Source organism: Deltaproteobacteria bacterium, from assembly GCA_029860075.1.
Lineage (GTDB): Bacteria > Desulfobacterota > JADFVX01 > JADFVX01 > JADFVX01 > JAOUBX01.
Window position 1 is genome coordinate 39,212 of sequence record JAOUBX010000004.1, and the last position, 12,402, is coordinate 51,613.

Genomic DNA, 12,402 nt, shown 5'->3' on the forward strand with positions numbered 1-12,402 from the left:
ACCCATAGGTTAAGCGGGCATTTTTTGAAAGTGCTGTGGAATCAAGAGGTTGCGCTAGAAACCATGATCCAACAGCAGTTTCCAGGTTAATAGATCTCCCTGTGCATAATCGCTTCCACAATGATTTTACCTTCATGGGTCAATTCAATGGTTTTCTCTTTTTTGTCGATCTTAACAAAACCCCTTTCCCTGAGGCTTTCGAATTTGGGCAACCAGTAAGAATCAAAAAGCGAGCTCGTGGTCCACCTCTCGCGGTGGACCTTGTCGGAAAGAGCTTGACAGGTTGAGAGCGCCATTCTGATGGCCCGGACAAGCTTGCCCTGCTGATTGAACCCTCTGGCCGAATGGAGAGGCAACTGCCCCTTCTCCACCTGCTTTAGATAGCTATCCGGCTCTACCGTCACATGGGCCTCGCTCTTCTCACAACTGGAACTGCCTCCCAAGCCCATGGCGATCTCCACACACTGTTTATCCTGGTCCACCATCATGGACTTCCATCGTTCAGGACCATACCCTTCTTTTGAAAAGTACATGGTGGGATGCTCCCTGTAGCCATTCGCCGTGAGAGTATCGTTGATTATCTCCCGCATTTGCAACTGTTCACCAAGGGCAGGCCAGTGGCGGCCTTTTTTCTCTTCCTTAAAACGCCACCCTTCTTTTTGCCAGGCAGCGGGAATATTTCCCGCAATCCCTGTGCCTGTCTCTTTGTAATCTTTCAGATGAAGCTTGGAACAGTCCAGGCTGTAGAGCCTGAGATCAACGGTAAGCTCCATATCCTTTTCCACACTGGCCACAGTCTGGTTGAGCAGACCGTAAATCAAATCTCCGTTTATCCGGTCGAAACCGAGGTCCTGGGCCATCTTGATGAAGTCTATCGCCTGTTCTCCTGTGTGGCTCACATTACACAACTTGAGAACCTCATCATCGAAAGATTGGATACCGATAGAAACCTTGCTAAAACCCATTTTTTTAAGGAAAAGTAAACGCTCCCTGGAAAAGCTGTCGGCATTCCCTTCGATCCGCAGGGTGGAGTCACCGGTAAAGTTGAAGTGCTTGTAAAGGAAATCCATGAGCCGTCCCATCTCCTCCCGGGGAATCAAGGAGGGTGTGCCGCCAAAGAGGTTAAACTCACCAACGGGGGCGTCGTTGAGATTGGGCAAAGCGGCAAGCCACAATTCAGCTTCCCTCATGATGGCCTCAATCCACTGCTTTGAAAGGGATTTGATTCTCTCGCTTTTACTCCCCCCTGCCACAATGGCATACTGGCAGAAAGCGCAACGTTTTTCACAGAGAGGAAAATTGATCCAGAAATGAAAAGGTTTTTTTTCACTAAGCTCTTCATTGGCATCTTCCAGAAACCGGGAAACCTCGTAAGAGCGAATGTTGCCCGGAAAAACATGGGAACCAAAAGGATCTTCGACGATATATTGGAGCAGGTCTTCGTTTTCAGATTTTTGCAGGAGACCGATGATTGAAGGTGTGGGGTAGGCCCTGTCTAATGAGAGTAACGATTCAAGAGGAGAAAGGCTATTTACAGGAGAATCAATTGCTATGGAAGGGAAAATCATAAGGTTTCCCCTGCATTAACAGTCATTTCTCCTTTGTTTTTCCTAATCATAACCCTTAAAATTCCCCCTTTAGAGTCAGGCATTCCCGCAGCAGATTCGGTCTAAGTCCGACAGGCTCCCGGCAGATTGAACTACATTTTACGAGGTCAACTCTACCCCACATTCTTTACATTTTCAAACACTTTTTTTGCATTATAAGGCAATGAAAACTTTTTTTTCAACATTGCTAACCTTTGATAATGGATTTTTAATTTATGAAAATCATATAAGAAAGGCAGTTAAAAGAATGGAACAGGGAAGAAACATTATCTCCCTCACCCCGGCGGGCCCTTGACATCAGTCTCTTCTAAAAGGCGTTCGTAGGTGGCTATCACCTGGGCGCCGAGGAGGAGGATCATGCCGGCGACTTCGAGGGTTATGAGTGTAACAATAGAGGTAGCCAGCGATCCGTAGACCACGTTCACCAGCGACAGGGTGGCGAAATACCAGATGAGCACATGCCTGGCTATCTCCCAGAGGATAGCCGCCGCCACGCCGCCAAGCAGGGCATGGCTGGCCGCAATTTTGCCTATGGGCATGACCATGTAGATTGCCGTGAGGAGCATGACCAGGCCGGTAACGCCAAGCAGGTATATGATGAGGACCGTTATTCCTTCCAGTTTGATCATCCAGGTAAAGAGGGTGATTGAACTCCCCTCCATGGCCTGCAAAGCCCCGGCTGTTAGGGTTATGGCCAAAAGCCCCATACCAAGAAAAAGGACGAATATATAGGGGAGGATGGCCGAAACGAGGAAGTGGCGGCGCTTTATGGCAACGCGGTGATAGAAGATTATGACCATTGTGTTTTCAAGGACTGTAAAGGCAATGGAACTGAAAAAGAGCATAACAACGATGCCCACCCACCCTATCACCTCGCGGTGTTGGAGGAATTTCACAACCTGACCCAACAAAGTCTCGGTCAGGCCCGGCACGACAAGGACGAGGTTCATGTTTTCACGCAGCAGCGCCAATAGTTCTTCATCGTGGAAGAAGCGTGAGCTTACAACCAGTACCAGCGTAAAGAGCGGTATGACGGAGAGGAGCACATAGTAGGCGACGGCCCCCGAAAGAACTATCCCCTGGTTGGAGCGGAAATCACTCAAAATCTGTCTTATAAAGCGGTATGGGTGCTTAAAGGGCTTAGGTGTGCGAAAGGGTGTCATATGATCACACCATTTAAGTTAAAAGCTTTTTATAGTGCATAGACTTATAATGAGATTATAACCGCTGAAAGGTTAAAGGAAAAGGAAGGGGGACGATAATTGATAAATAGTATTCATCCGGAAATTACAGGATAAGGATTACTCACGTGAATTCATATAAGAACCCCCGACAGGCAGCATTTTCAATTCAAAATCCTTCCTGAAGCCATAATGCTTTTGTTCAACCAGTTCAGGCGGAAGATCAAGCGGTTCATCAGTCAGATCAAAGGTTCCCCAATGGATCGGTATCATCATCTTTGCTTTCAGTTCCCATGCCGCCATGAGGGCCTCGTCGGGATTCATATGATGACTCTTCATGAACCATCTCGGCTCATAGGCACCGATGGGCAGAAAGGCAATGTCAAAGGGCCCGAACTTTTCACCTATTTCGGCAAAGCCGCGAAAATAGCCGCCATCTCCCAGCCAGTAGTAGCGCTTTTCCTCTTTTTCAATAATAAAACTGCACCAGAGCATGCTGTAGGAGTCGAATAAGGTCCGCTTTGACCAGTGCTGGGCAGGGAGAGAGGTAATCTTAAGCTCTCCATCGTTGTAACTCTCCCACCAGTCAAGGAGAATGGTATTTTTGATATCAATACCTGAGAAGTATTCCTCGTACCCTGGCCCGGAAATGACCTGAGGTTTAAATTTCTTATTGAGCAATTGCAATGTATCTGTGTCCAGATGGTCGTAATGACCGTGAGAAATAAGGATGTAATCTATCTTTGGCAGATCATCAATATCAATCGACAAGGGTGTCATCCTGTCAAAAAAGATTGTGGCGCCTTCAAAAATAGGGTCCGTTATAAGGTACTTGCCGCCAACCCTCATAAGCAGAGTAGAATGGCCCAGCCAGACAAACCAGTCCTTGCCTGTTGCCTCCAGAGCCTTTATATCAGGCTTTTCAAAAGGGACATGAGTGTGTTTATCTTTTTGGGCACTGTATTTATTACTTGAAAACTGCCATTTAAGGAAGTCTAAAAAGCTCTTTCGGCAGTCATCACACCAGGGATTTTCAAACCTGCCGTTCTTGCCGTGATGAAGCTTTTTCTTTGCCATTTCTTCTATGGGCATTTCATTCTTATGGTCCCTGTCAGCGTAGATATTTAAGGGTGAGAGGAGAATAAAAATTATGCATAAAAGAAGAGATTTGAGAGATAAAATATTCATAGTCTGGAACCAAAATCAAAGACTTTTTTACCACAGCACCCTCAGGGCATAAAAGTTCACAGAGACCATGGAGGAAAGGCAAAAGTTTTCTTTTATCCGCTGATTATATTATAGCCTATTTAATATAGGTACTATAGCAAAAGAGACCCTTCGACAAGCTCAGGGTGACTGGTTTATTTCTACTAAATTTAACAACTATCCTGTCGTGCTGAGCTTGTCGAAGTAGTTAAAGGTTTTTGAAAAAAAGGTTTGCTCGATTTTTAAATCCCGTCAAACGCAGCCGAGCGGAGCAATTGATTGTGGAGTAAGGGTATAAACTGTCTGAGCGCAGCGAGTTTTTATACTCGCCACAATCAATTGCGGGAGCGAGGGTAGTCCCGCCGAAGGTGGGACCAAGTTGTAGGGCGGCTTTCTTTTGCATACTTTTCTTTGCCAGAATTTATGCCCCTTGAGGGTAAAGAAAAGTATGGGTGATTTTAAAAATATTTAAACCACCCCTCACCTTAATCCTCTCCCCCTGATGGGAGAGGAAATATTGGGAGCTTACCCTATCCCCGCCAACCCAAGCCGCCCCTGCCACCTCTCCTTGAGAATATCCCTCAAAAACTCATGCTCCGATAGTTTCAGTTCAGGATCAGTGCTGATAATCTGAAAGGCATCTTCCCTTGCTTCTTTCAAAATCCTTTCGTCTTTCAGGATATTGCCTATACGAAAATCAGGCATTCCCGACTGGCGTGTACCGAGAAAGTCACCGGGGCCTCTTATTTTAAGGTCCGCTTCGGAAATATCGAATCCGCTCGATGATTTCTCCATTACATGGAGCCGCTCTCTTGCTTCATCCGATTTCTGGTATTGAGCCAGAAGGATACAAAGCGACTTTTCACTCCCCCGCCCTACCCTGCCTCTTAACTGGTGAAGTTGTGATAGACCGAACCTTTCGGCATGTTCGATAACCATGATCGCGGCGTTAGGGACATCTATACCGACCTCGATGACCGTTGTAGAGACAAGCAGATGAATGTTTCCTTCCTTAAAGGCGGTCATGACGGCTTCCTTTTCATCAACCTTCATACGGCCATGAATGAGTCCTACTTTGAAATCAGGAAAGTGGAGGCTTAGTTCATCAGCCATTTTCGTCGCATCGAGAAGTTCCATTTTTTCCGACTCTTCAACAAGAGGGTAAACAACATAGGCTTGTCTTCCCTTCTTAAGCTCTTTCCTTATAATTTCGTAGACTCTAAGCCTCTCCTTTTCGTGGTAAACCTTCGTATCAATCTTCTGCCGCCCCGGCGGGAGCTCATCAATGACGGAGAGTTCAAGATCACCATAGACGGTCATAGCCAGTGAACGTGGTATGGGCGTAGCCGTCATGACGAGGATATTGGGCGTAATATCAGCCTGTCCCATACTTTTTAGCTTCCCCCGCTGTACAACGCCGAAGCGATGCTGTTCATCGATGATGCCGAGACCGAGATTATGAAAAGAGACCCCCTCCTGGATGAGAGCATGGGTGCCGATAATAATATGCACGTCTCCTTCGGCTATTCGTTCTATAATTTCCCGCTTTTCCTTCCCCTTGGTACTTCCCTTGATAAGGAGGACCGAAAGGCCCAGCTTTTCTGAGAGCCTGTGAATGTTGAGGTAATGCTGCTCGGCTAAAATTTCCGTAGGTGCCATGATAGCCGCCTGATAACCGGCCTCGACGGCATGAAGGGCAGATATGAGGGCAACCATGGTCTTTCCGCAACCCACATCTCCCTGGATAAGGCGGTGCATGGGATGTTTGGCCGGAAGATCGGCTTCAATTTCCTTCAAAACTTTCTTTTGTGCCCCTGTCAGTTCAAAAGGGAGATGACCAATAAGTTTAGTCTTGAGTGCACCCTTCGATTTTATTACAGTCCCCTCTTCCAACTCCAGACCATGGCTTCGCATGGCAATACCTAGCTGTAAAAAGAAAAACTCATCATAGACAAGGCTTCTATGGAAAGGGGTCCTTTTTTCGTTTAATTTATTAATATCAGAATCATTTGCCGGCAGGTGAACGTGATGAAGCGACTCAGAAAGGGGTAATAGACCCCGCCTCGATCTTATAGGTTGAGGGATTCCATCAATCAAAGTACTTGCATATTCCCGGACGACACGCTCCATGATCTTCCTCATATTTCGCTGTCCCAGTCCCTCTGTAAGGGGATAAACAGGCAGGATTTTTTTAAAATCTTCCCCCTCCTCTTCACCGGCCTCAATCCTTTCCACTTCAGGATGAATAATCTCTCTGCCGCCGCCGTAGAGCTTCACTTCTCCCGAAGCAAGATAGCGATTTCCCTCTTCATAGAGTTTCTTCATGTACTTCTTGCTGTAGTGAAACCACTTGAGTGTAAGCGTACCCGTACCGTCACCAAGAACGACTTCGAAGATCTTTCTCCCTCTCGCCAGAGGAACCACGCCGGAAGCAAGCACCTCGCCCACTGCCTGCTGGACCTGGCCGGCTTTCAGCTGAGCAATTTTTTTCAAATGACGCCTGTCGTCATAGCGATTGGGAAAGAGATAGAGGGCGTCTTCTACCGTATTGATCCCCTTTTTGGAGAGAAGTGATGATATTCTCGGTCCCACCCCCTTGATAAACTGCATAGGGGTATGAAGTGATTTTTCTGCTTTGGCCCTGTCAATGTGGTTTTCCTGTGCTGACTTGTTAGCATTTTTCTTTTCCCCCGACGGGGGATTGGTGAGGCCTTTGATAATTTGAAGTGCTTCAGTGATGATCTTTTCTTTTTCACGGCTTTCCAGTGAATCAAAATCGCTGAAAGCGGCGGCAAGATCCTTCAGTTGTGTCTTTAGAGAGGGGGGTACTCCGGGAGTGATCTGCAAAAGTGCCGGTGGAACCAGACTTTCCAGACCTTTTATTTTGGAAAGATTTGCAAAATCGTGCTTTGCAGCATACTGGAGAGGCTTTTCGATTGCCAGTAGGCCATTTAAAAGCTCCTGCTCCAAAAAAGCACCTTTATTTCTTGCCTAAAGCCTTATTAAGTTCTTCAACAAAACCATCTACATCAAGGCCATGAGACCAGGCGGCATTTCTAACACTCTCCTGTTCAGCACCCATGCAACCGAAACAGTCAAGTTGATATTTCTTCAAGACATCCCTCGTTTCAGGGTATTTCTTTATCATTTCATTGATTTTCGTTGCTTCTGTAATCTTAGCCATAATCCTTAATCACCTTCATTTCTGATTTATAACTTCTGCTCTCACCTTACCTACCAGTGCCATGATCTTTAACTGCTCTTCCAGGCCTCCTTCGGCCAGTTTAATATGCGTTGCATCAGCAGGAAAGCCCCCAAGAGTCGTATCGACGGCAATCCACTCACCTGCATAGAATTCATTCCAGGCATGATACATGAAGCCTTCAAACTCTTTTGAATAAACGAGACCTGAAATGATCCTTGTCGGTATACCTGCGGCCCTCGCCAGGGCTGCAAAGAGATTGGAATGGGCCTGGCACTCACCTTCCCCGCTTTCAAGCGTATCGAGGGCCGAAACGGTATCAATCAGCTTCTTGTCTATATGAGTATTAACCCAGTCATAGATGAGTTTGCCCGCTCTCAGCGCTGACTTTTCCTTCCCTACAATCTCCTTAGCTTTTCTTGCAATTTTTTTATTGTCAGAGTTTACTACATGATCGGATGCGAGATAAAGAGTAAATCGTCTGTCTTTGACAGGAATCTCAACACCTTTATCTTTTGGCTCTTTTACATTGATTTTAAAAAGGTATTCAAGGCCGTCACCTGACTTCCCTGAAAGGCTCACCTCCTGATAAGCATCATTCATGACGGGAAACTTCTCAGGAATGTTGGAAAGCCTGATGGACATGGCTCTTAATCCCCTTGGATCACTGAGAGGTTTTTTGATTACAATTCTTGAAGCCAGGAGGAGATCAGTCAATGAAAGCGATTGAATTCCCGCTTTGGCCTCCTTTTCATCCTCCATGATAAGCTTGAAACCGTTTGGAGAAACTTCTTCCAATGTCAAGCCATCAGCAGTGAGGGTAATATTGCCTCTTATTCCCTTAAAACTTTCTTCAAAGGTGTAAATAGTCGTCTCTTTACCACCAACATAGCCCTTTTCTATAGAAAGGACCTTTATCTTGACGGTCTGGACTGAAAGAAGCGGTTCAAGGAAGACCTTTATCTCAAATTCGTCCCCTTCTACGAATTTCCTTTCAAGTATGGCTCTTTTAAGAAGACCCGCCGTATAGAGCCCATCCCTGAAAGGAAAGCGTTTTCTCCTCTTTTCACTTCCCGAATCAATCTCTACAAGAAGCTCATCATCTACTCTCTCCCCCCTGATAACCATCTCATGGCCCATGATGTTCTGCCTGTAAACAAAAGAATCAAGCAGTCCTTCATTATCGACATAACCTGTCTGATCGAGCTCGGTACGGCTTTTTTCGCCTGCCACATCAATTTCGACGGCAGCGTAGCTCTTTACTGAAACAGATGGTCTTCCATCGAGGCTTCCCTCGCTGGTCACCGTATGTACATGGCCGATTTTTTTACCTTCGAAATATGCGCCCAGCCATTCATGGGAAATGTTATCAGAAGAGATAAACTTCTTTTCTCTCAGAGCCCTTTCAGGCTCTTTCTTTGTGCAGGCCCCTGAGAGAAGGATTATAATGCAGAGTAAAAGGGCAGTCTTTCTAGATAAAGGAGACTTCAATTATTTCAAACTCTTTGTTCCCCGAAGGTGTCGCAATACTTACTTCATCATCTACGCTTTTACCGATAAGCCCTCTTGCAATAGGCGATAGAATAGATATTTTTCCCGTCTTTACATCGGCTTCATCGACCCCGACAATCTTGTAGGTTACCTCTTTATCGGTATCAACGTCACTAAGGGTAACGGTCGCGCCGAAAACGACCTTGTCGCCACTCAGTTTTGAGATATCGATAATATCACAGGCCGGTAGCTTGGTTTCAATTTCCTTGATTCTTCCCTCAATAAAACCCTGCTTTTCCTTAGCCGCATCATACTCAGCATTTTCTGAAAGATCACCATGTTCTCTCGCAACGGCAATAGCTTCAATTACCTTGGGTCTTTCGATACTTTTTAATCTTTTGAGTTCCTCCTGTAGAGATTTATGCCCCTCTACTGTAATAGGCTCCCTGCCACTCATGTTTAACTCCTCTTTTCGTGAAATTCCTGTATTGTCTTAACATCCAGTCCCCCTTCAGCTGCGGCAACAATGCCGCGAACAGCCGACTTTGCACCGGCAACAGTCGTAAAGTAGGGTATATTTTTTAAGAGCGCCGTCCTCCTGATGGAAAAAGACGCCGCAATCGATTCCTTGCCGACAGTCGTATTAATAACCATATCAATTTCAGAGCTTTTCAGCCTGTCTACAATGTCAGGCCTCCCCTCACTGACCTTGTTGACGAAGGTTACGGGAATACCTTCATTTTCAAGATACCTGGCTGTTCCCCTGGTAGCAACAACTTCGAAATCTTTTTCATGAAGATCTTTAGCAAGGGCAAGAATGGATTCTTTATCACTATTTTTTACACTGACAAATACCCTTCCTTTTGTCGGCAGATGAACACCAGCTCCCTTTTGGGCCTTGGCAAAGGCCCTGCCGAACTCCTTATCGATACCCATTACTTCACCCGTAGAACGCATCTCCGGCCCTAAAATGGTATCAACACCGGGGAACTTTGTAAAGGGGAAGACGGCCTCTTTTACAGAAACAAAATCGGTTTTCACCTCTTCAGTAAATCCCAGTTCTTTGAGTGTCATTCCTGCCATAACTTTGGCGCTGATCTTGGCAAGCGGCACACCGATGGCCTTACTCACAAAGGGAACCGTTCTGGAAGCCCTGGGATTAACCTCAATAATGTAAATATCGGACTCCTTGACGGCATACTGGATATTCATGAGTCCTTTAACCTGAAGTTCCAGGGCGAGCGCTTTTGTCTGGCGCCTTATTTCATCAATAATTGTATCATCAACCGTATAGGGAGGCAAAGAGCAGGCACTGTCACCGGAATGAATGCCCGCTTCTTCAATATGCTCCATAATCCCTCCGATGACAACGTCCCTGCCATCACAAAGAGCATCAACATCGAGCTCTACTGCATCATTGAGGAACTTGTCTATCAGTACGGGGTGCTCCGGTGAGGCCATAACGGCCGTGTGCATGTAATTCTGCAAACCCTCCAGGTCATAAACGATCTCCATAGCCCTGCCGCCAAGAACGTAAGAGGGTCTTACCACTACGGGATAACCGATATCCCGGGCAATTTTTTCAGCTTCCGCAACAGATCTCGCCGTCCCGTTATCAGGCTGCTTAAGACCGAGTTTATGGAGCAGGTCCTTAAATCGCTCCCTGTCTTCAGCCCTGTCAATGCTATCGGGTGAAGTTCCTATAATAGGTACGCCCTTTTCCCATAAAGGCAGAGCCAGTTTGAGAGGTGTCTGTCCGCCAAACTGAACGATAACACCATCGGGCTTTTCCGTCTCTACTATATTCATGACGTCTTCATAAGTGAGGGGCTCAAAATAGAGCCTGTCCGATGTATCATAGTCGGTACTGACTGTTTCGGGATTACAGTTGACCATAATGGTCTCAAATCCTTCTTCGGCAAGTGCAAAGGAACCATGAACACAGCAGTAATCAAACTCTATCCCCTGCCCTATCCTGTTGGGTCCGCCACCGAGGATGATGATCTTCTTTTTGTCGCTTACATTCGATTCATCTTCCTGCTCATAAGTAGAATAAAGGTAAGGCGTGTAGGCCTCGAATTCAGCGCCGCAGGTATCGACCGTCTTATAGGTAACACTGATGCCTGCCTTTTTCCTGGCCTCCCTCACATCCTTTTCACAGGTTTTGGTGAGCCAGCCTATCCTCTTATCGGAAAAGCCTAAAGTCTTCCCTTTTTTAAGAATATCGGTTTCGAGCCCCTTGTCAAGGATCACCCTTTCAAAATCGACAATTTCCTTGATGTTGTAGAGAAACCAGCGGTCAATCTTCGTCATATGAAAGATCTCTTCCATATCCATACAGGCACGCATGGCATCAGCCACAAACCAGAGCCTTTCACAACCGGGAACGATGAGCTTTTCCCGGATTTTTGTGATTATTTCCTTATTTACCTTAAAATTAGCGGACCTGAATTCTTCTTCCGAAAAGAGCTGGCTTTCAAAGCCAAAGCTATCTATTTCAAGGGAACGCAATGATTTTTGCAGGGCCTCCTTGAAGGTTCTTCCAATGGACATGACTTCACCGACAGACTTCATCTGTGTGGTGAGCGTCTGGTCTGCCTGTGGGAACTTTTCGAAGGCAAAACGAGGGAACTTAACCACCACATAGTCAATGGTCGGTTCGAATGAAGCCGGTGTTTCTTTCGTAATATCGTTGGGGATTTCATCGAGCGTATAACCGACAGCAAGCTTTGCTGCTATCTTGGCAATAGGAAAGCCCGTTGCCTTGGAGGCAAGCGCTGAACTTCTCGAAACCCTGGGATTCATTTCAATGACGGAGATACGGCCGTTATCGGGATTGACGGCAAACTGAACATTTGATCCACCGGTAGCAACGCCGATTTCCCTGATGATCTTGATAGAGGCGTCTCTTAGTTCCTGATACTCCTTATCGGTCAGCGTTTGGGCGGGCGCTACGGTAATACTGTCACCGGTATGAACGCCCATTGGATCCAGGTTTTCAATAGAACAGATGATAACAACATTATCCTTACTGTCTCTCATGACCTCCAGTTCGTACTCTTTCCAACCGATAATCGATTCTTCGAGCAGCACTTCCGTCACAGGACTTGCTTCAAGACCGGCTTTCACCTTCTCTTCATACTCTTCGCTGTTATAGGCAATACTTCCACCGCTTCCACCGAGCGTAAAAGAGGGTCTGATAATAACAGGAAATCCGATATCCGCTGCAATGAGCATGGCTTCATCAATGGAATGGGCAAAACCGCTTTTGGGAATTTCAAGACCGATTCTCTTCATGGCCTCCTTGAATTCTTCCCTGTCCTCAGCCATCTTGATCGATTTGAGGCTTGCACCGATCAGTTCGACACCATACTTTTCGAGAACCCCTTTTTCAGCCACCTTGACGGAGACATTAAGCGCCGTCTGGCCTCCAAGAGTCGGCAAAAGCGCATGAGGCCGCTCCCTTTCGATAATCATCTCCACCACTTCCGGCGTAACAGGCTCAATATAGGTCCTGTCGGCAAAATCAGGATCCGTCATTATAGTCGCCGGATTAGAGTTGAGCAGTATTACCTCGTAGCCCTCCTCTTTGAGGGCCTTACAGGCCTGTGTCCCTGAATAATCAAACTCACAGGCCTGCCCGATAACGATAGGGCCTGCTCCTATAATAAGAATTTTCTTTATATCAGTCCTTTTCGGCAAGATCAGTTCTCCT

Annotated in this window: 8 protein-coding genes; all 8 read right to left on the reverse strand. The window is 46.4% G+C overall.

Annotated features, from left to right (window positions below; all coding sequences use genetic code 11):
* Nucleotides 1–86 precede the first annotated feature (86 nt).
* Nucleotides 87–1,568 carry a radical SAM protein gene (locus OEV42_02055; protein ID MDH3973038.1) on the reverse strand — a complete coding sequence of 494 codons (1,482 nt, stop codon included), beginning with the start codon at nucleotides 1,566–1,568 and terminating at the stop codon, nucleotides 87–89.
* Between the two features lie 314 nt (nucleotides 1,569–1,882).
* Nucleotides 1,883–2,770 (reverse strand): YihY/virulence factor BrkB family protein, encoded by an 888-nt coding sequence (locus OEV42_02060; protein ID MDH3973039.1) that lies wholly within the window; start codon nucleotides 2,768–2,770, stop codon nucleotides 1,883–1,885.
* A 138-nt stretch (nucleotides 2,771–2,908) separates the two neighbouring features.
* On the reverse strand, nucleotides 2,909–3,976 hold the full coding sequence (locus OEV42_02065; GenBank protein MDH3973040.1) for an MBL fold metallo-hydrolase: 1,068 nt from the start codon (nucleotides 3,974–3,976) through the stop codon (nucleotides 2,909–2,911).
* 543 nt (nucleotides 3,977–4,519) lie between these two features.
* Nucleotides 4,520–6,964 carry an ATP-dependent DNA helicase RecG gene (gene recG / locus OEV42_02070; GenBank protein MDH3973041.1) on the reverse strand — a complete coding sequence of 815 codons (2,445 nt, stop codon included), beginning with the start codon at nucleotides 6,962–6,964 and terminating at the stop codon, nucleotides 4,520–4,522.
* 10 nt (nucleotides 6,965–6,974) lie between these two features.
* A complete protein-coding gene (locus OEV42_02075) occupies nucleotides 6,975–7,178 on the reverse strand; it encodes a DUF1858 domain-containing protein (protein ID MDH3973042.1) in 204 nt (67 codons plus the stop codon).
* A gap of 15 nt (nucleotides 7,179–7,193) precedes the next feature.
* Nucleotides 7,194–8,687, reverse strand: a complete 1,494-nt coding sequence (locus OEV42_02080) for a transglutaminase-like domain-containing protein (protein ID MDH3973043.1) — start codon at nucleotides 8,685–8,687, stop codon at nucleotides 7,194–7,196.
* Nucleotides 8,668–9,144 carry a transcription elongation factor GreA gene (greA, locus tag OEV42_02085; protein MDH3973044.1) on the reverse strand — a complete coding sequence of 159 codons (477 nt, stop codon included), beginning with the start codon at nucleotides 9,142–9,144 and terminating at the stop codon, nucleotides 8,668–8,670. Before greA ends, OEV42_02080 begins: the two co-directional genes overlap by 20 nt.
* A gap of 2 nt (nucleotides 9,145–9,146) precedes the next feature.
* Entirely contained in the window at nucleotides 9,147–12,389 is a 3,243-nt protein-coding gene (gene carB / locus OEV42_02090; GenBank protein ID MDH3973045.1) for a carbamoyl-phosphate synthase large subunit, read from the reverse strand.
* Nucleotides 12,390–12,402: the final 13 nt, after the last annotated feature.

What these genes read in the sequence shown, in the direction of transcription:
- OEV42_02065 (MDH3973040.1), bottom strand. Translation starts at nt 3,976, where the DNA reads ATGAATATTTTATCTCTCAAATCTCTTCTTTTATGCATAATTTTTATT.
- OEV42_02060 (MDH3973039.1), bottom strand. Translation starts at nt 2,770, where the DNA reads ATGACACCCTTTCGCACACCTAAGCCCTTTAAGCACCCATACCGCTTT.
- OEV42_02075 (MDH3973042.1), bottom strand. Translation starts at nt 7,178, where the DNA reads ATGGCTAAGATTACAGAAGCAACGAAAATCAATGAAATGATAAAGAAA.
- OEV42_02055 (MDH3973038.1), bottom strand. Translation starts at nt 1,568, where the DNA reads ATGATTTTCCCTTCCATAGCAATTGATTCTCCTGTAAATAGCCTTTCT.
- greA (MDH3973044.1), bottom strand. Translation starts at nt 9,144, where the DNA reads ATGAGTGGCAGGGAGCCTATTACAGTAGAGGGGCATAAATCTCTACAG.